The following is a 24,206-nucleotide window of genomic DNA, read 5'->3' as shown; positions in this document are numbered from 1 at the left end:
GGTGATACAGATTGATGTCATGGACATCGGAATCACCCTGCCCCAGTACGGCACCCACGCCCGCCCCGACCTCATCGCCTCCTTCGCCCGCGACGCGGAGGAGATCGGCTTCGACTCGCTCTGGGTCGGCGACCGCTCCCTGACCCCCGTCGCGCCGAGCGACATCTACACGGGTCACACGAAGGAGAACCCCTACCCCGAGGGCTTCACCACCTTCCTCGACCCGCTCACCGTCCTCACCGTCGCGGCGACCGCCACCACCCGCGCCCGCCTGGGCACCAGCACGCTCAACGCCCCCTGGTACCCGCCCCTGCTCCTGGCCCGCAGCCTCACCTCCCTCGACCAGGTCAGCAACGGCCGCCTCGACCCGGGCTTCGGCGTCGGCTGGCTGCGTGACGAGTACACCTCCGTCAACGCGGACTGGCACAAGCGCGGCAAGCACCTGGACGAAATACTCGACGTCCTCGAAGCGATCTGGACCACCAACCCCTTCGAGCACAAGGGCACCGAGTGGACCATCCCCCGCTCGCACGTGGACCTCCGCCCGGTCCAGCCCGGCGGCCCGCCCGTCCTCCTGGGCGGCTTCACCCCGGCCGCGATGCGCCGGATAGGCCGCCGGGCGGCGGGCTGGGCAGGAGTCGCCCTGCCCGCGGCGGCCCACACCGCACTCTGGACCACGGCCCGCAACGCCGCCGAGGAAGCGGGCCGCGACCCGGACACCCTGCGCCAGCAGATCCGCTGCAACGTGAAGGCCGGTCAGTCCGCCCAGGACATCGCGACGATCCTGCGAGGCGTACGGGAAACGGGTGCGGACGGCGTCTTCGTCGAACTCCAACAGGCAGTCCGCGAACCGGCCGAGGCACTCGAACTGGGCGCGGCAATACGCGAGTTGGTACTGGCCGGATAGCTGCCGCAACCCATCCGGGTGAATGCCCGGCATGAGCCTGCGGCACATGCCGGGACCGCCCTGGCGTCCGGGCCATGGTCTCAGCGCACCACGAATCCCTGCACAAGGTGTTCCAACGGGACACCGGCCTGCTGATCGACGCCCTCCAGGAACTACTGGGCGTCCCTTTTCCCGCGTACGACAAGATCGAGCCGGTCAGCGTGGACCTGACCGAGATCGAAGCGATCGAACGCCGCGCGGACACGATCCTGCGCATCGACACGAAGGGCGCGAAGTACTTCGTCATTCTGGAGTCCCAGGGCCGCCCGGCCGAGCGCAAACGACGCAGCTGGGCCTACTACCTGGCGTACCTGCTGGACAAGTACGACTGCCAGCCCGTGCTGCTGGTGCTGTGCCACGATCGCGCAACGGCCCGCTGGGCTGCGAAGCCGATCGAGTTCGGCCTGCCGGGGCTGCCATCCTTGCTGGTCAGGCCGCTGGTACTGGGGCCGGACAACGTTCCGGTGATCGCCGAGCCGGAGCAGGTGCGGAGCAATGTTCCACTCGCCGTGTTCTCTGCGATCACGCATGGTAATGATCCGGGCGTCGCTGCCATACTGAAAGCACTGGCCGATGCCCTGGACGGGTTGGACCCGAACGAAGCGGTGATCTACGCCGAATATGTCGAGGCGGGTCTGGCGGACGCGTCGGCCCAGCAGACCTGGAGGAAACTGATGGACACCCTGAATATCTTCTTCCGTTCCGAGGCTGCTCAGAAGGTGCGGACGGAGGGCCGCGTGGAGGGCCTTGCGGAGGGTCGTGTCGAGGAGCGTGCAGCGGCCCTGCTGACGGTGCTGGAGCGTCGAGGGCTGGAGCCTTCCCTCGAAGCCAGGGAACGCATCGCTTCCTGCAAGGACCTCGACGTGCTCGGCCGCTGGTCGGAGCTGGCCTGGACGGTCTCGTCCGCCGACGAGCTCTTCACCGAGGGCGAGTAGAGGCAGAGGGGCAGAGGCAGAGGTCATAGAGCGGAGGCGGGGCCCGGAAGGGTCCCGCCTCCGTCGTAGTGCTCGCCGTGCTCGCCGCGTACCGCTACGCCGTCCCGAACCCTCCGTACGGCACCGTGATGACCTCCAGGCCGTGTCCCGACGGGTCGGGGAAGTAGACTCCCCGGCCGCCGTCGTTGTGGTTGATCTCGCCGGGCTGCTTGCCGTGCGGGTCCGCCGTGTACGGCAGGTCCTTGGCCTGGATGCGGGCGAAGATGCCGTCGAACTCGTCCTCGCTGACGAGGAACGCGTAGTGCTGCGGGAAGACGTCCTGCGTGGGCGGCAGCGTCGCGAAGTCGAGTTCGATGCCGTTGGCGAGGGTGACCTGGATGAACGGGCCCCATTCGGCGCCGACTTCAAGGCCCATGATGTGGGCGAAGAACTCTGCGGATTCCCGCTTGTCACGGGAGAAGACGATCGTGTGATTCAGCTGGACTGACACGGTGGAATGCCTCCGATGGGCAAACTCACGGGCTACCTCCACGCCCCACCCGGCCGGTGGCCGACGCGCGATGCCGTGCCGGGAGGTTATGCATGCGGATCACGGGGCGTCAAGAGTGCGTACGGCCCGCGGCCGGATCCCCTCGGGAAGGGGGCGCTGCTGCCCTTCGGGGCGGGCCGTGGCCGGATTCCGTCCGTGGACGCGTTTCCGGGCGACTGCCATGATCACGATCAGTGGCGGTGGTTCCGGCCAGGGACCCCGTGTCCGTACGTCCGGCACCATCCGGCAGGAAGAGGGAGTGCGCAGTGTCGAATCTGATCAACGGAACGGTGAAGTGGTTCAACGAGTCCAAGGGCTTCGGGTTCATCAGCCCCGAGGACGGCAGCGCGGACGTGTTCGTCCACTTCTCCGCCATCCAGGGCCAGGGCTTCAAGACCCTGGCCGAGGGTCAGCGCGTCCAGTTCAGCATCGAGAACGGCTCGAAGGGGCCCTCCGCGGCCAACGTCACTGCTCTGTAGCTCTGTAGCTCTGTAGTCCTGTAGTCCTGTAGCCCTGTAGCCCGGTGGCCCCGGGGCCGTCGGTGCGGTCCCGGGGTCACCGCGCCCCGTCCGTTCATCGGCTCAGGCCAGCCACCCCCTCGTCGCCGCCTGTGCCCCCGCCTGGAAGCGGGTCTCCGCGTTCAGTGCTTCCAGGAGGCGGGTGATGCGGCGGCGGGCCGTGTGGACGTGCACGCCGAGCCGGCGGGCTATCGCCTCGTCCTTGAGGCCGGCCGCCAACAGGCCGAGCAGCTCCCGCTGTTGGCCCGACACGGGGTCGGACGTCGGGCCCGTACCGCTGCTGCCCAGGGGGATGGAGCGGTCCCACACCGTCTCGAAGAGCGGGAGCAGGGCGTTGCGGAGCAGCGCGTCGCCCACGACCAGGGCCGAGGCGGTCGGGTCGGCCGACTCCGTGGGCGGGAGGAGGGTGATGCGGCGGTCGATGCCGATGAGCTTCGTCGGTACGCCCGAGGTGACGCGGGCCCGCAGGCCGCGGGCCGCCAGGGCGGTGAGGGAGCGCATCCGGCCCGGGAAGCCCAGGCCCTCCCGGTCGATGACCGCGCGGACCGTGATGCCCCGGGCGAGGAGGGCCTCGATGTCCAGGGCCGGTGGCCGGTCGGGATGGTCGGCGTCGGCCTTCGCGTACGGCGGGCGGTCCAGGATCACCACCTCCTGTTCGGCGGAGGCGAGGAGCGACTCGGCGCGCTCGCCGATCTGGCGCGGGCCGGTGACGATTTCGATGCCGCCCTCCGACGCACTGTGTGAACCCGCCGTGAGGCGGCCCGCGATGCGGTCGGCGGACATCATCAGCCGCTCCAACTCGGCTGACCGGATGTGGAGTTCCGCTTGACGTCGATGGATGAGTGTGCGGATCGCGGCGGCCGGGGCGGCCGGGCGAGGTGTTCCGTCCGGGTCGGGGACGGTGAAGCCGGATGCGGAGAGGCTGGTCAGGGCCTCTTCGATCCGCGGAACGGGGAGTTCCAGGAGTCTTGCCAACTGAGCTGTGCAGGAGGCTTGTTCCTTCAGAAGGGCCTCGTAGACGCGTCCCTCGACCTCCCCCAGGCCGAGGCTGTGCAGTTCTTCCCCCTCGATCATGGGCCGAATTCTTTCGTGAGCACACCATGCACACAAGTGTGCGTGTCCACATCTGAACACACAGGAAACATTGCCGACTTGAACACACAGCGACTTGCATGGCCGTGCCCAATGCTCGTCCGTACCGTGGGAGGGGAAGCGTGCAGCACAGAACCCGAGTGCGCGCAGCAAGATCCGGCATCACAAGTGCCGGTATATCCAAGGGGGTTGCCGCGACGTTCGCAGCGGCTGCCCTCCTCGCCGGCGTCGTGCCCGCCGCGCAGGCCGCGCCCGCGGCCCCCGCGGCCCCAGCGGCCGAAGTGATCCCGGGGACCGACACCGCGACCCCGGCCCTGGTCGACGGCATCAACGAGCCCGCGAAGGCGACCGGCAGCGCCGCCGATGCGGCCATCGGCCACCTCGCCGACAAGCAGAGCCGGTACCGCATCGGCAACCCCCAGAGTGACCTGAAGGCCGTCGGCACGCAGGCGGCCAAGGGCGGCACCGAGACCGTCCGCCTCCAGCAGAAGTACAAGGGACTCGACGTCCTCGGCGGCCAGTACGTCGTCCGGATGGAGAACAAGGGCGGCAAGCGCTCCGTCGTCGGCACCTCCGGCAAGTACTTCACGAAGCTGGCCACCGGCACCACCGCCTCGGTCTCCGAGAAGATCGCCGTCGAGCGCGCCGTCGCCGCCGTGAACCGCGAGCTGAACGGCAAGAACCTCAGCAAGAAGGACGTACGGAAGGCCGAGGGCCAGAAGTCCAAGGCCGCCACGGCCCTCACCGGCACCGCGGGCAGGCTCGTCGTCCTCCCGCAGGGCAAGGGCGTCCTGACCCGCCAGGTGACTGTCAAGGGCAACCACCCGGTGACCGGCGAGCCCGTGCTGCGGCAGGTCTACATCGACGCGAAGGCCGGCTTCCCGGTCCTGCAGTACAGCAGCATCAAGACGTTCGGCACGCCGAAGCAGGCCCCCAAGGGCGCCGTCCAGAAGGGCGCGCCCGCCCAGAAGGCCGCACCCGCCCGGAAGGCCGCGGCGAAGGCGCTCGGCCCCGCCGACGCCACCGGCACCGGCGTCAAGACCGACGGCACCAAGGTCGACCTCAACCTGTACTTCGACTCCTCCCGCAAGGAGTACACGCTCAGCGACTACGTGCGGATGCAGGGCAGCAGCAAGAGCCCCATCACCACGTGGGACGCGCGCGGCGTCGAGGCCAATGACGCGTCGGGCAAGTGGCCGTCCGGCATCAAGGAATTCGGTTCGCCCGTCCAGGAGTTCAGCAAGGACGCCACCGACGCGGGCGCCATCGACGCGCAGTGGGCCGGCACCCAGGTGTACGACTACTACAAGTCGAAGCACAACCGGGACAGCCTCGACGGCCGCGGCATGGCCATCAACTCCCTGGTGGGCGTGACGAACGGCGGGCAGCCGTGGGTCAACGCCTTCTGGGACAGCTCGAAGATGGTGTACGGCTCCGGCGACGACGAGTACAAGCCGCTCGCCTCCGACGTCGACGTGGTCGGCCACGAGATGACGCACGGCGTCGTCGAGAACACCGCCAACCTGGTGTACGTCGGCCAGTCCGGCGCGCTCAACGAGGGCCTCGCCGACTACTTCGGCAACGCCATCGACACCAACGCCTCCGGCACCGCCATGGACGACCCGAACTCGGGCCTCGTCGGTGAGGACCTGTGCCGCACGCTCTCCGAGCGGGACTGCGCGCTGCGCGACATGAACGACGGCCGCACCACCTCCAAGGACTTCCTCGGCGTCGCGTACGACGTCGACAACGGCGGTGTGCACCTCAACTCGACGATCTTCTCCGGCGCCCTCTGGGACATCCGCCAGGACATCGACAAGGACCTCGCCGACCGCATCGTCTACAAGGCCCTCTCCGAGTACCTGACTCCGCTGGACGGCTTCACCGAGGGCCGCAACGCGATCGTCGCCGCCGCCAAGGACCTGTTGGTCTCGGCGAAGGACCAGAAGGTCATCGCGCGCTCCTTCAACGCCCACGGCATCGTCCCGGGCTGGGAGGACGCGCTCGGCATGGACTCCGACACCCTCCTCGGCAAGCTCAACACCGCGGGCACGGGTGCGGGCGCCGGCGGCGGCTGGTACGCCGTCTCGAAGTCCAACGACGACGGCTCCGAGCCGTACTCGGTCTACGCGGGCCGCACCGACGGCAAGGGTGCGCCCAAGCTGATCAGCCCGAACGACGGCAAGTTCCACGTCTACCCGGCGACCGACGGCAAGAACGTCGTCTGGGCGGCCTTCGGCACGAGCAGCATCGACGTCATGGTCCGCCCCGTCGCGGGCGGCCCGGCCAAGAAGGTCTGGTCCTCCTACACCAGCCTCCAGGGCCTCCGCATCGACGGTGACCTGGTCGTCTGGGAGGAGAGCGACCCGTTCGGCGGGCGGCACGCCGCGTACAAGAACCTGAAGACGGGCGCGCAGGCCTACGTCGACGGCGGCCGCTACCACCTCTCCTCCGCGCTGCCCTCGGTGAAGGACGGCAAGGTCGCGTACGCGAAGCTGTGGCCGGTCAACGGCGAGTACAAGCTGGACGTCGAGCTCCTCGACACCAAGACCGGCAAGACGAACGTCCTGCCGCAGAAGGCGGCCGTGGAGAGCCTCGGCCAGACCGGCCTCTCCAGGACCCATGTCTCCTGGCTGGTCGACGAGAACGCCGCGGACGAGGGCCAGATGGCCGTCCGCCGTGCCAACCTCGACGGCACCAAGCTCCTCGACCTCAGCCCGGAGGCCGGTGCCAAGGCGCTCTTCGCCCTGGACCTGACCGCTTCGGAGGAGGCCGTGACGGTCGGCGCCTCGCTGCCCGACACGGTGTACCGCAACGAGACGCTGCCGAAGCTGTGGCAGTTCGACGCGGCCGGCACCCGTGAGGGCGAGCGCGTCTCCTGCAACCGCGGCGACCAGGCGGGGGCTTCGGCCGACACCGGCAAGCGGGTCGTCTGGATCGACGGCACCACGAGCAACACGGACCTGGTGGTCCGGGACCGGGCGGCGGGTCGTTGCTGACGGCCTGACCCCTGCGGTCACTTGGTGAACCGGACCCCCGGCGCTCGCGCGCCGGGGGTCCTTCACGTGTCGTCCGCCAGCCGTCAGCCGTCAGCCGTCGGCCCGTCCGTCAGCCGTTGGCGAGGGCGCGCACGCGGTCGATGGCCCCGTTGAACCTGTTGTGGTCGCCGACGATCGGGCCCGACGAGGTGTACTGCCACATCGTGTACGTGCCCCAGCCCGCCGGGAGTTCACCGACGGTGGTGTTGTACCGGGCCACCCAGAGCGGGTTGCTCGCGCCGAAGCCCGCGTAGTTGCCGGTGCAGCTCTTCCACCAGCTGGTCGCGGTGTAGATGACGGCGTCGCGCCCGGTCCTGGCCTTGTACGTGTTCAGGAAGTCCCTGATCCACGCCACCATCTGGGACTGCGTCTTGCCGTAGCACTGTGCCCCGTACGGATTCCACTCGATGTCCAGCGCGCCGGGCAGCGTACGCCCGTCGCGCGACCAGCCGCCGCCGTTGCCCGCGAAGTAGGTGGCCTGGGCGGCGCCGCTGGAGCTGTTGGGCAGGGCGAAGTGGTACGCCCCGCGGATCATCCCGCTGTTGTACGAGCCGTTGTACTGCTGCGCGAAGTAGGGGTTCTTGTAGCCGGTCCCCTCGGTGGCCTTGGCGTAGGCCCACTTGACGCCGCTGGTCCACAGGGCGGCCCAGTTGACGTTCCCCTGGTGGCTGGAGACGTCCACGCCCTCGGTCTGTTCGGCGAAGGGGGCGGCCGGGGGGAGTCCGCCCTGGCCGTCGTGCTCGATGACGCCCATGCCCATGTGGGCGGAGCCGGGCGGGGGAGTGGGGGCGGGGTCCGCCCCTGCGGCTCCTGCGGCGCCCGCGGTGAGGGCCAGGCAGAGTGCGGCGGCGGTGACTGTGCCGATGACGGCGGATCTTGCTCTGAGCACGTGCATTGCGTGCCTCCGAAAGATCGACAAAGCGACTGAAGTGGCCTTGCCGAACGAAAGCTACGCACGTAGACCGGTGGGACGGAAGAGGGCCTCTGTGCCGACATTGGTCCACACCTGCGAAATACTGGACGAACTGCGGCGATGCCTGCCGCTGAAAGTTTCCGCCACCGGCGCCGAGCCGGTGCCGGGGTCGACAGGAGAGGTCATCGTGGATCAGGAATTCCTCGCGCTGGAGCGGGAGTTGGCGCTCTTCCTGCGCCGGGCGCGGGCGTCGTCGGGCGACCTGGCCCGCGAGGTCCACCCCGAACTGGAGCCTGCCGCGTACGGCCTTCTCGTCCGCCTGGACGAGGCGGACCGGCAGCGGGCCACGGAACTGGCGGCGTGGTTCGGGGTGGGCAAGGCGACGATGAGCCGGCAGCTGCGCGCGCTGGAGGAGCTGGGCCTGGTGGCCCGCGAACCGGACCCGGCGGACGGGCGCGCCTCCCTCGTCCTCCTCACCCCGGAGGGCCGGGAACGCTTCCGCCGAGTCCGCGACGCCCGCCGCGCGAGCTACGTCCAGAAGCTGGCGGACTGGGACCGCGTGGAGGTGGCCGAACTGGCCCGCCTCCTCCACCAGTTGAACATGCGCGCGGAGGGGTAGGCGGTCGTGGGCGCGGGGTGGAGCGGTGGCGAGCGTGTGCGGTCGGGGTGGGGCGTGCCGCGGTGGGGGGCCGCCCCCTTGCCCACCCGTTCCGCCCCCCGGGGGGCGGCCCCGCTGCCCAAGAGGGCTAGGGGGCAGGCATTTAGGGGCGCGGGGAACTGCGCGGCCAGCCACGACGTACCCGCACGACGACCACCGGCCCGCCCCGCCCCCCTCAAAGCTCCGCGTACACCACCGCCGCATCGTCATGCCGCTTCCAGCGGTCCACGACCCCGCCCCGCTCCAGCTCCCGCACCCGGTCGATCAGCCCCTGTGCCCCCTCCTTGCGGAGCACCCCCATGCACTCCGTCCAGTCCCCGGCCCCGAAGGTGTCCACCCACCGCGTGACGCCGTCCGTCATCGCCGCGAGCGCCCGCACTTCTCCCCTCGGCGTCTCCCCGACGACCGCCCTTCCCGCGACCGCGGGATCCGCCGCCGCAGTGAAGAAGCCCCCCTCCGCGTTCCGGTGGACGTCGGCGGTCGCATGGGACCGGAGCGCTTCCCGGGGCACCCGGTCCAGCCGGTCGTCCAGCACCGCCCGTACCGCCCCGTCCGCCCCTTCCAGCAGCAGTGCCGAATCCGAGAGCACGAGGTGTTCGACCGTCGCCGCCCCCCAACGCACCATCACCACCGTTGCCTGAGGCGTACGTACGTGAGAAAGGTCACAGGTGCTCCGGTGGGCGTCCGCGGTGCGCGAGATGGCGGCGGCCAGGACCTCCGCGAGGGTCAAATCCGGCCGTGAACCGGACAATTCGATCAGCGCACCGCCGAGCCGCGCCGTGAACCACGGTACGGAGTGCACGCACCCCGTCTCGCTCGGCGGCGGGGTCACCCCGTCCAGGACGACGAGGGTTCCGCCCTGGCCGGTCGGCCCCGCCGCAGGCAGCGCCACGGACGTCCAGTCCTCGTTGGGGCGTTCGGGGTCTCCGGGGGCGGTGGCGAGTTCGATGCGCATGAGAGCCAGTCTGCCGGACCCCGCCCGGTCGCCCCCGAGAGGCGCGATGTGGCCCATACCAGCAGGTCAGCTGCCTGCTTTTGGACGGAATGATGTGTTCCGGGAAGCTGCGGGGGTGCATCCTGCCAAAGCCCGCACGGAACTTCCAACCGGCACACCGAAAGGGCGGCTGACGGACCGTGACGGGAGTTGTTCGCCAACTCCTGAGTGATGTTCACTCGTTCGGGTGGCGGAGCGGTTGATGCACGCTTCCCTCCCCGGGGGCTGGAATGGTCGAAGGCCGGAACAGGGGTGAGGGGCGGGGCGCTCGGTCCGCATGTGACCAGACGTAGATGTACCAGCCGTCACCTCGGCCACCTGGGCGGACGAACCAAGAATGCGAGCACCGGTGCAGAACAAGCGGCCTCGGGGCGGCAGCGTCAGCAAGGGCAGCGTCGGCGACGAGGGCCTCCAGGGCGAGCAGCCCCAGGGGCAGCCCCCCGGCGCCACCAAGCAGCCACGCCCCAAGCGCGTACGCAACCGGCTCGTCGCCTCCGTGGCCGCCGTCGGCGTCGTCGTGCTGGCGGCCGGAGCCCCGGCCCTGATCACCGCATCCGACGAACTGACCCGCTCCCAGGCCCTGCTGGACCTCTCCGAGCTCAACCGGCAGGCCCTCGCCCTCGCGCACTCCCTCGCGGACGAGCGCGACGAGACGACCGCCCTCGTGGCGGGCCCCGCCTCTGCCGAGGGGAGCGCCAACAGCCGCGACAAGGGCACCCCCCAGGCCGACCGCACCTCCCGCGTGGACCGCCAGATCGCCGAGCTCGCCGCGCACGACGGCGCGGACCTGCCCGCCTCCGTACGCACCGCGATCGCGAAGATCCCCGCCCTGCGCCGCGCCGCCGACAACGCCAAGTCCGAAACCGGCACCGGCACCGGCAACGCCGCCACCGGCAGGGCCACCCCCCTCGACCTCCACAAGGGGTACTCCACCGTCCTCGACGAGCTCCGCGGCCTCTCCCGCGACCTCGCCCGCAAGACCCCGCCCCGGGCCGGCGGCTCAGGACCCGCGCCCGCCACCCTCGGCAGCGCCGTCGAGCAGGCCGCCGCCACCCGCGGCCTGCTGCTCGCCGCGCTCGCCGTGCCGCGCGGCGAGTCCACGCTCCGCCTCGACCCGGCCACCGGGCTGCTCGTACGGAGCGAGAGCGGCAACGGCAAGCAGGTCCGCGACGCCCTCAGCGCCGCCGCCCAGCAGGCCCGCCACCGCGAGCGGGCCGCCCTCGCCGACTTCGCCCTCGCCGCGCCCGCCAAGGACCGGGACTCCTTCGCCGCGACCGTCAGCGGCCCCGAGGTGAAGACCGCCGAGCAGTACCTGAACGCCCTCACCGACCAGCCGACCCTCAGCGCCGCGGACCGCCGCATCGGCGCGGAGAAGGTCGACGCGGCGCTGACCGCCCGGGTCGACCGGATGCGCGGCGCCGAGGCCGCCCTCGCCTCCGCGCAGACCCAGAACCTCGCCGCCCTGCGCGACGACGACGTCTCCGCCCTCGAATTCCGCATCGGCCTGCTCGCCGCCTGCTTCCTGCTGGCCGTCGGCATCTCCACCGCCGTCGCCCGTACGCTCACCCAGCCGCTCGCCGTGCTGCGCCTGGGTGCCGCCCGCCTCGCGGCGGCCCCCGAGACCGAGGAGCCGGTCCGCTACACCGGGCGCAACGACGAGTACGCCCAGGTCGTCCGCTCCCTCAACACCCTGCACGGCAAACTGCTCGACCTCGGCGCCCGTGCCGAACAGCTCGCGGGTGACCGCAGCCACCTGGCGGGCCAGCGCGAGACCCTCGACGCCCAGCGCCGTACCCTCGCCGCCGAGAACAGCCAACTCGCCGCCGAACACGCCGAGTTGCTGGCCCGCGCACAGGACACCACGGCCAAGCTGGCCGACCTCCGCTCCACCGTCCACTCCTCCTTCGTCAAGCTCTCGCTGCGCACCCTCGGCGTCGTCGAGCGCCAGCTCGCCGTCATCGAGACGCTGGAGGAGCGCGAGCAGGACCCGGACCGCCTCGCCACCCTCTTCAAGCTCGACCACATGGCGACCGTGATGCGCCGCCACGGCGAGAACCTCCTGGTCCTCGCGGGCACCGAACACGGCGTCGCGCACACCGGGCCCGTCCCGCTCGTCGACGTACTGCGCGCCTCGATCAGCGAGATCGAGCGGTACGAGCGGGTCACCCTGCAGGCACTCCCGCCGCACGCCCAGGTCGCCGGGTACGCGGCCGACGACCTCAGCCACCTGCTCGCCGAACTCCTGGAGAACGCCACCTCGTTCTCGCCGCCCGACGCGCACGTCCAGCTGTCCGGCTGGCTGCTTGAGAGCGGCGAAATCATGCTGTCCGTGCAGGACGAGGGCATCGGCATGGCCCCCGACCGGCTCACCGACCTCAACTCGCGGCTGTCGAAGCCCGCGGCGTACACCCCGGTGGGCGACGGCGAGGGCCTCGGCCTCCAGGTCGCCGCACTGCTGGCCGCCCGGCACGGCGTACGCATCCAGCTGCGCGAGCAGAAGCAGGGCGGCATGACGGCCGTCCTGATCCTCCCCAAGGCGCTCCTGCCGGCCGAGCCGCCCGCCGTGCCTTCGGTGCCGGAGACCCTGCACCGGCTGCCGGGCTCGGTCGCCGAGGCCAACTCCAACACCCTGCCGGGCCGCGCGGTCGGGCCGGGGCCCGGACCGGGGTCCGACCCGGAGCCCTCCCCTGAGCCCCGCCCCGCGGTCGACCCGCTGATCGCGGTCGCGGAGAAGGCCGTCGCGGCGGCCGAAGCGGCGGAGGCGACGGAGGCGGCGGCGCAGGCCGATGCGGAGGACGGCGCCCGCGCCCGTACGTCCGACGAGACAGCCGTACGGGACGACGAGCCGCAGGCCGACCAGCCCACCCGGGAGATCCGCCTCCCGCAGCAGGCCCCCGCCCCCGAGCCCGTACCAGAGGCCGCGACGGAGCCCACCGCGCAGGCGGACCCGGAGCCGACCACTCCGCGTCTCACCGACAAGGGTCTCCCCAAGCGCACCCCCAAGGTCGTCAAGCCGGCGGCCGACGCCACGCCGCAGCGCACCGGCGGAGTTGACGCCGACGCACTGCGCCGTCGCCTGGGCGGATTCCACCAGGGGGCGAAGAACGGCAGGCGTGATGTCGAAGCAGAGATCGCAAGTAGTGGTAACAACGGGGATCACGGGGTAGACGGGGCAATCGGGGAACCCGGTGCCGAGACCAAGAGCACGACCGGCACCATCAGCTTCACCGGCACCACCGGCACCACCGGCACGACCAGCACCACCGGCACGACCAAGACCGACAGGACCAACCGGACCGACACCGAGGGGGACACCGTCGAGGAGGCACGCAGTTGACCGCGCCGATCACATACGGGCTGAGCACCGAAGCCCGTAATCTGCACTGGCTGTTGACCAATCTGGTGGAGGAGGTGCCCGGTCTCGTCTCGGTCGCCGTCGTGTCCTCGGACGGACTCCTCCTGCTGTCCTCCGACCCGGACCACATGCTGGTGGACACCGCACCGGCACTGGTGAGCCCCAAGGGCTCCACCGCCGACCTCGCCACCATCGTCTCCGGCCTCGCCTCCCTCACCGTCGGGGCCGCCTGCCTGATGGAGGGCGGCGGCGTCAAACAGACGATGGTCGCCATGGAGCACGGCAGCCTCTTCGTGATGTCGATCAGCGACGGCTCGCTGCTCGGCGTGCACGCCGCACCCGACTGCGACATGGGCATCGTCGCGTACCACATGGCGCTCTTCGTGGGCCGCGCCGGGCACGTCCTCACCCCCGAACTCCGCACCGAGCTGCGCAAGTCGATGGAGAGTGCGAGTTGATCCCGCAGAGCTCTCCGCCGGCCCCGTCCCGGCTGCCGATACGCGGTGAGGGCCGCCGTCCCGCGCGCGTCCGCCCGTACTCCCTCACCGGGGGACGGACGAGGTTCACGCACGTGCTCCTGGTGGAGACGTTCGTGGCGGCCCTCGACACCCCCGCCGTCGAAGCGTCGCCGGAGCGCCCCGAGCTGACCGGCCGCGCCCCCGGCAGGCGGGTCGGCCCCGAGATGCAGGCCATCGTCGAGCTGTGCCGCCGGATGCGTACGGTCGCCGAGATCGCCGCTCTGCTGAAGATGCCGCTGGGTGTGGTCCGGGTGCTGCTGAGCGACCTGGCCGACCAGGGAAAGATCCGCGTGTACGGAACCGGCCACGGCGCCGGCCGCCCCGATCGCGCACTGCTGGAAAGGGTCCTGAATGGGCTCCGTCGCCTCTGAGGCCACCACCACTCCCGAACCGGATCCGGCCGCCTGGCAGTTGGACCACACCCGGGCCCCCACCGCCACCAAGATCGTGGTCGCGGGCGGCTTCGGCGTCGGCAAGACCACCTTCGTCGGCTCGGTCTCCGAGATCACCCCGCTTAAGACCGAAGCGGTCATGACCACCGCCAGCGAGGACACCGACGACCTGTCCGCGACCCCGGACAAGACGACGACCACCGTCGCGATGGACTTCGGCCGGATCACGCTCGACGACGACCTCGTCCTGTACGTGTTCGGCACGCCGGGCCAGCAGCGGTTCTGGTTCATGTGGGACGACCTGGTGCGCGGCGCGATAGGCGCGATCGTCCTCGCCGACACCCGCCGCCTCACCGACTGCTTCCCCGCGCTCGACTACTTCGAGAGCTGCGGCCTCCCGTACATCGTGGCCGTCAACCACTTCGAGGGCACCGAGAGTTACGGATCCGACGACGTCCGCGAGGCGCTGTCCGTGCCGGCGCACGTCCCCGTCGTCATCATGGACGCACGCAGTCGCATCTCGGTCGTCGAGACCCTCCTCGGTATGGTCGCCCACGCCCTGGACGCCACCCCCGCCTAAGTCTTTTTGCCGAGTGAAAGAGCCACCCACCCCATGCGGAAGATCCTCATAGTCGGAGCCGGTCAGTCCGGCCTCCAGCTCGCCCTGGGACTGCAGTCCAAGGGCTACGAAGTCACCCTGATGTCGAACCGCACGTCCGACGAGATCCGGGCCGGCAAGGTCATGTCGACGCAGTGCATGTTCCACACCGCCCTCCAGCACGAGCGCGACCTCCGGCTCAACTTCTGGGAGTCCCAGGCCCCGCGCATCGAGGGCGTCGGCGTCTCCGTCGCCGCCCCCGACGGTTCCCCAAGCTCTCAACAGAGTTCGAGCAGGGGATACCCCACTCGCCCGGTCGACTGGGTCGGCAAGCTGGACGGCTACGCCCAGTCCGTCGACCAGCGCGTGAAGATGGCCGGCTGGATGGACACCTTCGCGCAGCGCGGCGGCCAGCTCGTCATCCACGGCGCGGCAGTCTCCGACCTGGACTTCTTCGCCCGTACGTACGACCTGGTGCTGGTCAGCGCGGGCAAGGGCGAGCTGGTCCAGCTCTTCGGCCGGGACGCCTCCCGCTCCCCGTACGAGACCCCGCAGCGCGCGCTCGCCGTCGCGTACGTGCACGGCATGGGCCCGCGCCCCGAGCACCCCGACTTCGACGCGGTCCGCTGCAATCTGGTGCCCGGCGTCGGCGAGCTGTTCGTGATGCCGACCCTCACCACCTCCGGCCGCGCCGACATCCTCTTCTGGGAGGGCATCCCCGGCGGCCCCATCGACGCCTTCAAGGGCATCAAGGACCCCTCCGAGCACCTCTCCCTCACGCTGGAACTGCTGGAGAAGTTCCTGCCCTGGGAGTACGCCCGCGCCACGAACGTCGAACTCACCGACGCGGGCGGCACGTTGACGGGCCGGTACGCCCCCACCGTCCGCAACCCGATCGGCCGCCTCCCCGGCGGCGGCGCCGTCCTCGGCGTCGCGGACGTCGTCGTCGCCAACGACCCGATCACCGGGCAGGGCTCCAACTCGGCCTCCAAGTGCGCCGCTTCGTACCTCGACTCGATCGTCTCGCACGGCGAGGCGGACTTCGACGAGACGTGGATGCAGCGCACCTTCGACCGCTACTGGGACACCGCCCAGCACGTCACCAAGTGGACCAACGCGATGCTGGGCGTCCCGCCGGAGCACGTCCTCAACCTGATCGGCGCGGCCGGTCAACTCCCGCCGGTGGCAAAGCGGTTCGCGAACGGCTTCAACGACCCGGCCGACTTCGAGGACTTCTTCTACGAGCCGGAGAAGACGAACGCGTACCTGGCGTCGGTGGCCGAGTCCGCGAGCGCCTGATCCGGGGCGAACCGGGGGCCTAGTTCCCGTCGGGCGCCGCCTCGGCCCCGTACCCCGCGTCGGACTCGTTCCCGTCCACCGTGCGTCCCGTCGGCAGGTCCGGCGGTACGTACGACGGGAGCGGGGCCAGCGCCGGGTCGGGGCGGACGGCGCCCAGGACCGGGTTCGACGCGATCGGCGACACCTTCACGTGCGCGCCGGGGCGCGGCGCCTGCACGACCTGCCCGTTCCCCAGGTAGATCGCCACATGGGTCGCCTTCGGGAAGTAGATCACCAGGTCACCGGGGCGCAGCGCCGACAGCGGCACGCGCGGCAGCTCCCGCCACTGCTCCTGACTCGTCCGCGGAATGCTCCGCCCGGCCGCCGCCCACGCCTGCTGCGTCAGCCCGGAACAGTCGAAGGACCCCGGCCCCTCCGCGCCCCACACGTACGGCTTGCCGAGCTGCCGGGTCGCGTACGTCAGCGCCCGGTCGCCCTCCCGCGAGGGCGCGCGCGAGGCCCGTACGCCACCGGGCCCGAAGGCCCCCGACCCGACCAGCTTCTGCTGCGCCCGCTCCACCGAACGGCTCTCCAGCGCCGCCAGCTCCGCCAACTGGTCGGCCGTCAGCGAGGCCAGCGCCGCCTCGACCTCCTTCAGCCGGGCCCGCACGGTGTCCCGGTCCTTCTGCTGTTTCGCGGCGAGGGTCTGCTGGGTGTCCAGCGCGGCCCGCGCCCCGGTCGCCAGCTCGTCCGCCTTCCTCTCGCCGCTCTCCAGCCGCGCCACCTTCACGGCGCGGGCCGCCGCGGCCCGGCGCAGGGTGTGGCCCTGCATCAGCGCGTGCTCGGGATCGCTCGACGTCAGCAGCCGTACGAAGGAGGAGTACGCGTAGTCGCCGCTGCCCTTGTACTGCTCCCGGGCGAGCTGCCCGGCGGCCCTCCTGCTCTCCGCGAGGGTGACCCGGGCCTTCCCCAACTCCCGGGTCAGCCTTGCCACTTCGGCCCGCTGGGCCTTCAGCTTCTCCTCGGTGGCGTTGAAGGCCTCGGTGGCCTCCTCGGTCTGCTGGTAGAGCTTCTGGAGGTCGGCGAGGAGCTTTGCGACACCGGCGCCGGCCGCGGTACCGGTACTCGCGTCGACGGGGTCGGCAGTTTCGCCCGGCCCGCCCGGCTCGACGACCGCGGTGCCGGACGGATCGTCGAACGGATCGCCCGGTGCGGCGTACGCGCCCCCCGCCGTGCTCGTCACCACCACCGCTGCCGCCGCCGCGATCACCACGGCGGTCCTGAGCCGTCCTGTCACACCATCACCTCCGGTACCACGTACCACCTGCCACGCCGGGCGGAACGCCCGGCTCAGCCCGATGGTGCGCCCATGACGGCCGGTCAGCCCGGCGGATGGGCGGGGCGGCGCAGCTCAGTCACCCGTACCGGTCGAAGATTGTCCGCCCGCGGCGTGGCGCGTGGACTTCGACCACGGCCACTTCGGACTCCACGGCTCCCGCCCCTCCGGCACGTACACGTACTTCCAGCCGCGCTGCAGCCCGAGCCGCTTGCTGTACCCGGCCGGCCGGCGCTCGTACGCGTACACGGCCGGCGGTCCGCCCCCGGCGTCCGGCACCGGCACCTCGTACCACTTGGGCGGATTCCCGGTCGGCCCGGTCAGCACGTCCAGGGCCCGACCGTCCAGCGGCCCGCCGACAAAGGGAGTCTTCTCGCTTCTCACTCCACCAGTGTCACAGGTGTCACAGCACCCTTCAGGATGCGTCTCCGGGCGGCGGTCCGTGGTCCGGCCGGAAGCCGCCCAGCGAGGTCGCGACCAGGGCCAGCCAGCCGCTGGGCGAGTACGGCTGCGGAGGATCGACCTCCATGCCCAGCTCTGCCACCGCGAGCGCGTAGTCGGCCTCGTCGAGGTCGAGGGCGAGCAGTTCGTGGAGTTCGCCGACGAGGCGGGCGACCAGGCCGCGGTCGGTGGTGGTGTCGTAGTCCCGCACCGCCGCGTCGTGGTCGTCGAACTCGTCGGGCATGTCCTGGGAGAACCAGCCGCCGAGGAACTGGGCCAGTTCCGGGAAGCGGGCCTGCCACTCCCAGTGGGTTCGGGGCGCGGAGGGCGGCGGGACCTCACCGGATTCGGCACTGTGCTTGATGTGGTCGGCGAGCAGGAAGAGCCAGTCCTGGATGCGGGACTCGGGCAGCCCCACGTCGGGCACCGGGTAGAACTCGCCGAGGCGCAGCCGAAGCCGGCCGGGGGGATTTCGGGCGTACTCGCGCAGTTGCTGTTCGGCGACGGACAGGGCCCAGGGACGGATGTGCCAGGTGTGGCGCAGGTATGCCGTCAGGGCCTCGCTCGGCCGGTCCGGCGCGTCGTCGGCGTCCTGGCCGGCGTAGGCGCTGACCACCTGGTCCAACTCGCCGTAACGGCGGTCGAATTCGAGCGGATTCATGGGCATCTGGAGCCGGCCTCTACAGGTAGAACGGGACGGTTGAGAGGACGACGAAGCCGTGCGGGCTCGTCGGCTCGCGCCGCAGCACCACCCGGGCGGCCCGCACGTCCACGGGCTCGCGCCCGGCGAGCATCATGGCCTGGAGCAGCACACGGCCGACCGGCTCGGGCCGCGAGGGCCAGGCGGCTTCGACGGTCAGCCGCTGCCTGCTGCCCTGGGCCAGCCACCGGTGGATGGCCTGCTCGTTGCGGGTCACCACCTGCTGGGTGGCCCACTGGGCCGTTTCCCGGTCGGGATAGCTGGAACTGCGAGTGCGCATGGTGCGGGTCTCCATCGGACGGAAATGAACGACCTTGAATCGCCGATCCCTTCGGATCAGTAGTCGTTGAAGGACCAGAAGACACCGATCTCGGAGTCCGACACGGCGACGAGGCCGAGGTCCATCAGGAGCATGGTGAGATTGACGCCCCCGGTGACTTCGGTGAAGAAGTCCGGTTTGCTCGTGGCCTCTGCATTTCTTGCGGTCGTGTAATACGTGCCCGCCGGTTCAAAACGGGAAAGGAGGGTTTCGGCATCTGCCAGCAATTCCCCCTTCCGCTCCGCGAACCCTGGAATGTCCTCGGCCTTGAACCAGTCGTCGGTCATGGCCACCAGCAACTCCGCGGCCGACGCTCCGGTGATCTCGTACAGCGTCTCGGCCAAGCGTGCACTGGTGGGCAGCACGAAGGGGAACGAGGCGCCGACCTCGATCCGGCGGCTGTCGCCCTCGAAGTCCCAGTCGAGTACGGCCCAGCCGCGCGGGTCGGTCGTTTCCCGGCCCATGACGGCCAAGGCGTCGATCCGCCAGTCGTCGTGCGTTCTGGGGCCTGCGGCAACGAGTGAGTACTTGTCGTCGAACAGGCGCAGGGCTGCCGATTCCCAGGCCTGTTGCAGGGACGAGGTCATGTCGGCTCCTGCTGTGTCCGTCATCCGGTGGGCATGGAAGTGAGTATGGCGAACCCCGTGACGGGTACGGCCTTGGCGTTCAGGCCGTGGTCCTTGAAGCCGGTACCGGGATCGTTCGGATCGGGTTGCTTGGTGACGCTCCGGCCACTGGTCTCACCGTTCGGCGCCGTACTGTCGAACGATTTCGGCCGGTCGCTGTTCGTCGGGGGCGGCGGACCTTTCAGCCAGTCCTGAATTTCCTGTGAATTCTTATTGATGTTGTACTGGGTGAGTTCCTGGGCCTTCTGTACGGATTCGAACGTTGTCGAGCCATTCGGAGCCCGCCAGGTCCATCTTGTAGACACCGTTCTTGGCGTCTTCGGGGTTCGTCCATCGGTGCTCGTCCTTGAACTCGTTGAGCGAGCGGGCACCGAACGCCTGGGCGCGGGCCTCTTCGGCCCGGAAGGTGGGCGCGCTGAGATAGGCCTCGTCCAGCGGGGCCAGCAAGGCGTCGAGTTGGGGAACCAGAGCGTTGACCTTGCCGTTGTACGTCTCGACGACCGCGTTGAGTGCGGCGGTGTCCATGTTCAGGACGATGCCTTGGCCGAGCTGGGACGCGCCCTTCGCGATGCCTTTCGCCAAGCCCTTGAAGAGGCCCTTGACGTCGTCCATGCCGATGCCGTCCTTGAGGTCGACCTCGATCTTGGGGACGGCGTCCCGTACCGCGTCCATGTAGATCTCATGGACCTCGTGGTTGATGTAGACCGCGTCCTCGGCGAACGAGTAGAGCAGATCGCCGATCTTCTTCGCGGTGTCGAACAGCACCGCCATCACCGGGTGGGAGGAGGTGGGAGAGGCGCCGCTGTCGTGCTTCCACTCGTAGCCGGCCCGGCTCCTGCCCCATGCTGGGGCCACCGCGAAACACCTGGGACACCCCGGTTCACAGCAGGTGAGCCGCCTCCGCGAGCACGGGGATCACCCGTCGCGCCAGCACGCCCGCCGCCCCGTCAGCCGTTTCCAGTGCCAGCGCCCGCCGGGTCACGTCCGCCGTCTGCGGATCCGTCGCCGAGGTGGCGGTGAGCAGTGCCATGAAGTGGTCGACCATCCAGTCCCGCAGCTCGGGCAGCGGCGGCTGCTTGCCCTCGTCGAGCCAGATGAGGGAGGCGGCCTCGACGGCCGAGATCCACGTCCGGACCATCATCCGCAACCGGGGCCCGGCCGTGTCCGTCACTCCGAGGTGCAGCAGGATCTGCTCGGCCGCGGCCCGCCGTACGCCGTCGACGGTGGCGGTGGTCCGGGACGTCTCCACCACGCTCCCGCCCTGCAGCAGCGCGCTGAACCCGGTGTCGTGCGTGTCCACGAAGCCGAGGTAGCGGTCGAGGGCGCTGGCCAGCCGCTGGGTGAGGGGCCCGGTCTGCGGCTCGGCGAAGCACAGCTTCAGCTCGTCGGCGGCGGACCCGAGCGCCGCCTCGTACAACTCGACCTTCCCGCCCCTGAAGTAGCGGTAGACCAGCGGCCGGGACACCCCGGCAGCCTCCGCCACGTCGTCGATCGACACGTCCTCGGGTGCCCGGTGAGCGAACAACGACAGTGCCGCGCCGATGAGTTGGACTCGGCGCTGTTCCACGCTGAGGCGGCGGTACGCGGGGGAGGACGCGGCGGTGGTCATGCGTGGCAGCGTAATCGGCCGGACGTCCAGGGCGGCGGGTCCTGGCGGCTTCTCCCGGGCGGCTTCTCCCGGGCGCGGGCGAGGGGTTGCGGAGGACATGCCACCGGTTGTGGTCAAGATCCGCTGTGTTACGGGTCTGTCCCAGCGGGGCGGCGGCCGCGCACGGACGCGGAACGGCGGCGGGAACCGCCGGGCGGGTGCGGGAGGGGCGGGCGTGGGCGGGAGCGCACGGTGGTGGGGTGTGGTGACGGGGCGCGTGGTGGCGGGCTGTGCGTGTAACAGGGATGTATTAGGGGGCGGTTGGGAGGAACGATTCACCGGGCGGGGAGGGTCCTGGTGATCAGAAACGCTCGCTCGTACCGACCCGTACCGAGCGGCCGGCACTGCTCGCCCCCACCGATTCTGAGGAAGAAACGATGCGCGTTCACAAGCTCACCCTCGCCGCCCTGGCAGTTGTCGCGGGGCTCTCGCTCACGGCCTGCAACGGTGATGACGGCGCGGGGCAGAGCGCTCCTTCCGCGGCGCCCTCCGAGGCTTCCTCGACCGGTGGTTCGGGCTCGGGCGGCTCGGACCAGGACGGCGGGAAGGGTTCCGCGGGGAAGGACTCGGCGGGGGAGGGCTCGGACGGGAAGGGTTCCGCCGGGAAGAGCTCCGGCGGACAGGGCACGGCCCCGGGTTCCGGTTCCGGTTCCGGCTCCGGCGAGGGCAGCAAGGTCGAGAAGTGCCGTACGGACGGCCTGGTGATCACCGCGGCGGACGCCACGGTCGGCGGCGACTCGGACAACACCGTCGCGGTGGAGCTGAAGAACAAGGGCGGCAAGGACTGCGCGATCTCCGGGTACGCGGGTGTCGACCTGAAGACGAACGCGGGGTCGCTGTCGGCGACGCGCAGCGGGGAGCCGGTCGTTCCGGGCATCCTCAAGAGCGGGAAGTCGACGTACTTCGGCATCCACTACCCGGCCAACAAGTCGGGCGGCTCCGGCGTCCGCATCACGGGTCTGGTGGTGACCCCGCCGGACGAGACGAAGTCGGTCACCCTGGCCTGGCCCGGCTCCGCCACGCTCCCCGTCACGGACGGCTCCGGCTCCCAGGTGAAGATCGGCCCGATGGGCAGCGCCGGTCAGGGCGGCTGACCCGTACACGGAACGGCTCCCCGTCAGCGGGGAGCCGCTCTCCCCGGCGCCTAGCCGGTGCCGGGGTCCAGGCCGCAGGTGCCGGACGCCGACACGCCGTCCTGGCCCGTCATCCGTACCGTGGCCCGGCCGTCGCGGTCCCTGCTGTAGGCGGCGGTGCAGATCAACTGGCGCACCGCCGTCGCGTCCAGTCGGCCGAGGGCGAGGGGGAGGGTCATGACGACTTCCTTCTCCTTGTCCGCTGACCCGGACCCGGACTTGTCCCCGTCCCCCGACCCGGACCCGTCCCCCGACCCGGCTCCGGACTTGTCCCCGGATTCGTCCCCGGTGAGCCGGACCCGGACGCCGCCCTTCGCGACCCTGGGCAGGGAAGTGCCGAGCCCGGCCGCCCTGTCGGCCTTCCCCGGGCCGCCGAGCAGTGCGGAGACCGCCCATTCCGTCGACGCGCGCCGGGCCGTTCCGCCGGGCTGCCGGTACTCCTCGCCGAACGCACCCGTGGGTTTGAAGGGCCGGGGCACGGGGGCCAGCTCTCCGTGCGGCAGCCGGAAGAACAGCAACGCGTCGTCGCCGGTATTGACGAAGGTCTGCACATGGGCCGGACCGCCCGCCTCGATGACGTCGGTCTCCTGGATGCCGCATCCGGCGAGCAGCAGGGCCGCCACGGGTGCGGCGGCGTGTGCCCGGCGGCGTGTGCGCCCCTGCCTCACGCGCCGGCCCTCTCTTCCGTTGCCGCTTCGTCCGCTTCTTCCGCTTCCGTGTGCAGCGGTATCTCGACGGTGAAGACGGCACCTCCCTCGGGCCGGTTCCCCGCGCGGACCGTCCCTCCGTGCAGTTTGACGTTCTCCAGGGTGATCGCCAGTCCCAGTCCGCTGCCCGCCGAGCGGGTGCGCGCCGCGTCGGCCTTGTAGAAGCGGTCGAAGATGTGCGGAAGCACCTCGGGCCGGATGCCGGGCCCGCTGTCGGCGACCTCGGTGACCAGCACGGGCACTCCGCCCGAGTCGGTCCCGCTGTGCAGCCGTACGGTGACCGGCGCACCGCCGTGCCGCAACGCGTTGCCGACGAGGTTGGCGACGACGATGTCGAAGCGGCGCGGGTCGAGCCGCACCCGGATCCCGTCGGGCAGTTCGGCGCGGACCCGGCCGTCCGTCCAGTGCCGGTTGGCCAGCGTCTTGCGGATGGCCTCGGCCGCGTCGAGTTCGTCGGTGTTCAGTGCGGCCGCGTGCGCGTCGAAGCGGGAGATCTCGATCAGGTCCTCGACGAGGACGGCGAGCTTCCCGGTCTCCGAGCTGATCAGCCGCACCGCACGGGCGGTGTCGCTGTCCAGCCGGTCCGCGTCCTCGTCGAGGACCTCGGTGACCGCGAGCATGCCGGCGAGCGGGGTGCGCAGTTCGTGCGAGACGTCGGACGCGAAGCGGCGGGCGCGCGCCTCGGCCCGGCGCAGTTCCCGTACGGAGTGCTCAAGGCTGCCGGCGGACTCGTTGAAGGTGTGGGCGAGGTCGGCCAGCTCGTCGTTGCCCCGTACCCGGATACGGGTGTCGAGCCTGCCGCTGCCCATGCTCCGGGCGGCCTGGCGCAGTTCCCGTACCGGACGCAGCACGCTGCGGGCGGCGAGCAGGCCCGGCAGCAGGGCGACGGCCAGTCCGGGCAGGGCCCCGTCGCGGGCGGCGGTCAGGAGCGCGTCGACGTTGATCTGCTCGTCGCTCATCCGCATCACGGCGTACAGGACCAGCCCGGTGGGCAGCACCCCCTGCGGGCCGGTCTTGAAGACCGTGGGCATGGCGATGGTCAGATACGGGACACCGTCCTTGACGACCCGTTCGAAGCTGCCCCGGGGGTTGGCCCGCGCGGCCTGCCGCAGCTGCGGGGTGATGACGGTGGAGACGGGGCTGGTGCCGGACGAGGCACGGACCGAGCCGTACTCGGCGAAGACGACCCACGGGCGCGGCTTGCCCTTGCGGGCGATGTCGCGCAGGACCTCCTCCATGCCCTCGGCCTGTACGGGCAGACCGAAGCCGGTCTGCTGGACGTGGTCGCGGAACGACGAGACGGCCGTGTCCTGGGCGGTCTTGAGCAGGGCGCTGCGGGCCTCCCGGTAGGTCAGCGCCGCCGTGGTACCCGCGCTGACCGCAGCGACCAGCAGGAACGCCAGTACCAGGCGGGTGCGCAGACCGAACGCCCACGCCCGCCGCACCGGCCGCCGCCCGCCCGCGTCGGCGCCCCCGGATCCGCCCCCGGAGCCGCCCGTGTCGGCGCCCCCGGATCCGTCCCCGGAACTGTC

The 24,206-nt window shown here is 70.8% G+C and carries 25 protein-coding genes; 11 read left to right on the top strand and 14 right to left on the bottom strand.

Going from position 1 to position 24,206, the window contains the following annotated elements:
* The first annotated feature begins 19 nt into the window (after positions 1–19).
* The gene (locus ACH4SP_RS36175) at positions 20–907 is read left to right on the top strand and encodes a TIGR03619 family F420-dependent LLM class oxidoreductase (RefSeq protein WP_398421552.1); all 888 of its coding nucleotides are present in this window, start codon (positions 20–22) and stop codon (positions 905–907) included.
* A gap of 74 nt (positions 908–981) precedes the next feature.
* Positions 982–1,881 carry a hypothetical protein gene (locus ACH4SP_RS36170; protein WP_398421550.1) on the top strand — a complete coding sequence of 300 codons (900 nt, stop codon included), beginning with the start codon at positions 982–984 and terminating at the stop codon, positions 1,879–1,881.
* A 94-nt stretch (positions 1,882–1,975) separates the two neighbouring features.
* Here the strand turns inward: ACH4SP_RS36170 and ACH4SP_RS36165 are convergent, their stop codons facing one another.
* Positions 1,976–2,371 (bottom strand): VOC family protein, encoded by a 396-nt coding sequence (locus tag ACH4SP_RS36165; protein ID WP_398421548.1) that lies wholly within the window; start codon positions 2,369–2,371, stop codon positions 1,976–1,978.
* 314 nt (positions 2,372–2,685) lie between these two features.
* Between ACH4SP_RS36165 and cspE the strand changes: the two genes are divergently transcribed.
* Positions 2,686–2,889, top strand: coding sequence for a transcription antiterminator/RNA stability regulator CspE (gene cspE / locus ACH4SP_RS36160; protein WP_398421711.1), 204 nt, complete (start codon positions 2,686–2,688; stop codon positions 2,887–2,889).
* Between the two features lie 102 nt (positions 2,890–2,991).
* Here cspE and ACH4SP_RS36155 read toward each other — a convergent pair whose 3' ends face one another.
* Positions 2,992–4,002, bottom strand: coding sequence for a helix-turn-helix domain-containing protein (locus tag ACH4SP_RS36155; protein WP_398421546.1), 1,011 nt, complete (start codon positions 4,000–4,002; stop codon positions 2,992–2,994).
* Positions 4,003–4,100: 98 nt separating this feature from the next.
* Here ACH4SP_RS36155 and ACH4SP_RS36150 point away from each other — a divergent pair, with 98 nt between their 5' ends.
* A complete protein-coding gene (locus ACH4SP_RS36150; protein WP_398421544.1) occupies positions 4,101–7,019 on the top strand; it encodes a M4 family metallopeptidase in 2,919 nt (972 codons plus the stop codon).
* Positions 7,020–7,128: 109 nt separating this feature from the next.
* Here ACH4SP_RS36150 and ACH4SP_RS36145 read toward each other — a convergent pair whose 3' ends face one another.
* Positions 7,129–7,893, bottom strand: a complete 765-nt coding sequence (locus ACH4SP_RS36145) for a lysozyme (RefSeq protein ID WP_398421709.1) — start codon at positions 7,891–7,893, stop codon at positions 7,129–7,131.
* 265 nt (positions 7,894–8,158) lie between these two features.
* On the opposite strand from ACH4SP_RS36145, the gene ACH4SP_RS36140 reads away from it, so the two are divergent.
* Entirely contained in the window at positions 8,159–8,590 is a 432-nt protein-coding gene (locus ACH4SP_RS36140) for a MarR family winged helix-turn-helix transcriptional regulator (protein ID WP_398421542.1), read from the top strand.
* Between the two features lie 214 nt (positions 8,591–8,804).
* Here ACH4SP_RS36140 and ACH4SP_RS36135 read toward each other — a convergent pair whose 3' ends face one another.
* Positions 8,805–9,584 carry a protein phosphatase 2C domain-containing protein gene (locus tag ACH4SP_RS36135; RefSeq protein ID WP_398421540.1) on the bottom strand — a complete coding sequence of 260 codons (780 nt, stop codon included), beginning with the start codon at positions 9,582–9,584 and terminating at the stop codon, positions 8,805–8,807.
* 376 nt (positions 9,585–9,960) lie between these two features.
* Here ACH4SP_RS36135 and ACH4SP_RS36130 point away from each other — a divergent pair, with 376 nt between their 5' ends.
* The 5 genes from ACH4SP_RS36130 to ACH4SP_RS36110 are packed head-to-tail and all read left to right on the top strand — an operon-like array spanning position 9,961 to position 15,785.
* Positions 9,961–12,960, top strand: coding sequence for a nitrate- and nitrite sensing domain-containing protein (locus tag ACH4SP_RS36130; protein WP_398421538.1), 3,000 nt, complete (start codon positions 9,961–9,963; stop codon positions 12,958–12,960).
* Entirely contained in the window at positions 12,957–13,436 is a 480-nt protein-coding gene (locus ACH4SP_RS36125; RefSeq protein WP_398421536.1) for a roadblock/LC7 domain-containing protein, read from the top strand. Before ACH4SP_RS36130 ends, ACH4SP_RS36125 begins: the two co-directional genes overlap by 4 nt.
* Positions 13,433–13,867, top strand: coding sequence for a DUF742 domain-containing protein (locus ACH4SP_RS36120; protein ID WP_398421534.1), 435 nt, complete (start codon positions 13,433–13,435; stop codon positions 13,865–13,867). The genes ACH4SP_RS36125 and ACH4SP_RS36120 overlap by 4 nt, the downstream gene beginning before the upstream one ends.
* Positions 13,848–14,468, top strand: coding sequence for a GTP-binding protein (locus tag ACH4SP_RS36115; RefSeq protein WP_398421532.1), 621 nt, complete (start codon positions 13,848–13,850; stop codon positions 14,466–14,468). Before ACH4SP_RS36120 ends, ACH4SP_RS36115 begins: the two co-directional genes overlap by 20 nt.
* 33 nt (positions 14,469–14,501) lie before the next feature.
* Complete coding sequence (locus ACH4SP_RS36110; RefSeq protein WP_398421530.1) at positions 14,502–15,785, top strand: styrene monooxygenase/indole monooxygenase family protein; 1,284 nt, start codon at positions 14,502–14,504, stop codon at positions 15,783–15,785.
* Positions 15,786–15,804: 19 nt separating this feature from the next.
* Here ACH4SP_RS36110 and ACH4SP_RS36105 read toward each other — a convergent pair whose 3' ends face one another.
* The 8 genes from ACH4SP_RS36105 to ACH4SP_RS36070 form a co-directional block, all read right to left on the bottom strand.
* A complete protein-coding gene (locus tag ACH4SP_RS36105) occupies positions 15,805–17,061 on the bottom strand; it encodes an NlpC/P60 family protein (protein ID WP_398421528.1) in 1,257 nt (418 codons plus the stop codon).
* A 114-nt stretch (positions 17,062–17,175) separates the two neighbouring features.
* A complete protein-coding gene (locus ACH4SP_RS36100; RefSeq protein ID WP_398421526.1) occupies positions 17,176–17,484 on the bottom strand; it encodes a hypothetical protein in 309 nt (102 codons plus the stop codon).
* Positions 17,485–17,515: 31 nt separating this feature from the next.
* Positions 17,516–18,208: a contact-dependent growth inhibition system immunity protein gene (locus ACH4SP_RS36095; protein ID WP_398421524.1), complete on the bottom strand. Its 693-nt coding sequence runs from the start codon at positions 18,206–18,208 to the stop codon at positions 17,516–17,518.
* Between the two features lie 13 nt (positions 18,209–18,221).
* Positions 18,222–18,521: an RNase A-like domain-containing protein gene (locus ACH4SP_RS36090; RefSeq protein WP_398421522.1), complete on the bottom strand. Its 300-nt coding sequence runs from the start codon at positions 18,519–18,521 to the stop codon at positions 18,222–18,224.
* Positions 18,522–18,577: 56 nt separating this feature from the next.
* Positions 18,578–19,147, bottom strand: a complete 570-nt coding sequence (locus ACH4SP_RS36085; protein ID WP_398421520.1) for a hypothetical protein — start codon at positions 19,145–19,147, stop codon at positions 18,578–18,580.
* Positions 19,148–19,167: 20 nt separating this feature from the next.
* Complete coding sequence (locus ACH4SP_RS36080; protein WP_398421519.1) at positions 19,168–19,491, bottom strand: RNase A-like domain-containing protein; 324 nt, start codon at positions 19,489–19,491, stop codon at positions 19,168–19,170.
* On the bottom strand, positions 19,397–20,041 hold the full coding sequence (locus ACH4SP_RS36075; RefSeq protein WP_398421517.1) for a hypothetical protein: 645 nt from the start codon (positions 20,039–20,041) through the stop codon (positions 19,397–19,399). The genes ACH4SP_RS36080 and ACH4SP_RS36075 overlap by 95 nt, the downstream gene beginning before the upstream one ends.
* Positions 20,042–20,066: 25 nt before the next feature.
* On the bottom strand, positions 20,067–20,795 hold the full coding sequence (locus tag ACH4SP_RS36070; RefSeq protein WP_398421515.1) for a TetR/AcrR family transcriptional regulator: 729 nt from the start codon (positions 20,793–20,795) through the stop codon (positions 20,067–20,069).
* A 416-nt stretch (positions 20,796–21,211) separates the two neighbouring features.
* On the opposite strand from ACH4SP_RS36070, the gene ACH4SP_RS36065 reads away from it, so the two are divergent.
* Positions 21,212–21,928 carry a DUF4232 domain-containing protein gene (locus tag ACH4SP_RS36065; RefSeq protein WP_398421513.1) on the top strand — a complete coding sequence of 239 codons (717 nt, stop codon included), beginning with the start codon at positions 21,212–21,214 and terminating at the stop codon, positions 21,926–21,928.
* Positions 21,929–21,978: 50 nt separating this feature from the next.
* On the opposite strand, the gene ACH4SP_RS36060 is transcribed toward ACH4SP_RS36065, so the two are convergent.
* A complete protein-coding gene (locus tag ACH4SP_RS36060; RefSeq protein WP_398421511.1) occupies positions 21,979–22,635 on the bottom strand; it encodes a hypothetical protein in 657 nt (218 codons plus the stop codon).
* A complete protein-coding gene (locus ACH4SP_RS36055) occupies positions 22,632–24,119 on the bottom strand; it encodes an ATP-binding protein (RefSeq protein WP_398421707.1) in 1,488 nt (495 codons plus the stop codon). Before ACH4SP_RS36055 ends, ACH4SP_RS36060 begins: the two co-directional genes overlap by 4 nt.
* Between the last annotated feature and the right edge of the window lie 87 nt (positions 24,120–24,206).

The sequence above is a fragment of the Streptomyces sp. NPDC021093 genome, from assembly GCF_044333135.1.
Lineage (GTDB): Bacteria > Actinomycetota > Actinomycetes > Streptomycetales > Streptomycetaceae > Streptomyces.
The sequence above is the reverse complement of the archived record's forward strand: the minus strand, read 5'-3'. Positions and strand labels throughout refer to the sequence as shown.

Bases quoted from the DNA above. Each gene is read 5' to 3' on its own strand.
- ACH4SP_RS36175 (WP_398421552.1), top strand. From the start codon at position 20: ATGGACATCGGAATCACCCTGCCCCAGTACGGCACCCACGCCCGCCCC.
- ACH4SP_RS36170 (WP_398421550.1), top strand. From the start codon at position 982: ATGGTCTCAGCGCACCACGAATCCCTGCACAAGGTGTTCCAACGGGAC.
- ACH4SP_RS36155 (WP_398421546.1), bottom strand. From the start codon at position 4,002: ATGATCGAGGGGGAAGAACTGCACAGCCTCGGCCTGGGGGAGGTCGAG.
- ACH4SP_RS36150 (WP_398421544.1), top strand. From the start codon at position 4,101: ATGGCCGTGCCCAATGCTCGTCCGTACCGTGGGAGGGGAAGCGTGCAG.
- ACH4SP_RS36135 (WP_398421540.1), bottom strand. From the start codon at position 9,584: ATGCGCATCGAACTCGCCACCGCCCCCGGAGACCCCGAACGCCCCAAC.
- ACH4SP_RS36130 (WP_398421538.1), top strand. From the start codon at position 9,961: ATGCGAGCACCGGTGCAGAACAAGCGGCCTCGGGGCGGCAGCGTCAGC.
- ACH4SP_RS36115 (WP_398421532.1), top strand. From the start codon at position 13,848: ATGGGCTCCGTCGCCTCTGAGGCCACCACCACTCCCGAACCGGATCCG.
- ACH4SP_RS36110 (WP_398421530.1), top strand. From the start codon at position 14,502: ATGCGGAAGATCCTCATAGTCGGAGCCGGTCAGTCCGGCCTCCAGCTC.
- ACH4SP_RS36095 (WP_398421524.1), bottom strand. From the start codon at position 18,208: ATGCCCATGAATCCGCTCGAATTCGACCGCCGTTACGGCGAGTTGGAC.
- ACH4SP_RS36090 (WP_398421522.1), bottom strand. From the start codon at position 18,521: ATGCGCACTCGCAGTTCCAGCTATCCCGACCGGGAAACGGCCCAGTGG.
- ACH4SP_RS36085 (WP_398421520.1), bottom strand. From the start codon at position 19,147: ATGACCTCGTCCCTGCAACAGGCCTGGGAATCGGCAGCCCTGCGCCTG.
- ACH4SP_RS36070 (WP_398421515.1), bottom strand. From the start codon at position 20,795: ATGACCACCGCCGCGTCCTCCCCCGCGTACCGCCGCCTCAGCGTGGAA.
- ACH4SP_RS36065 (WP_398421513.1), top strand. From the start codon at position 21,212: ATGCGCGTTCACAAGCTCACCCTCGCCGCCCTGGCAGTTGTCGCGGGG.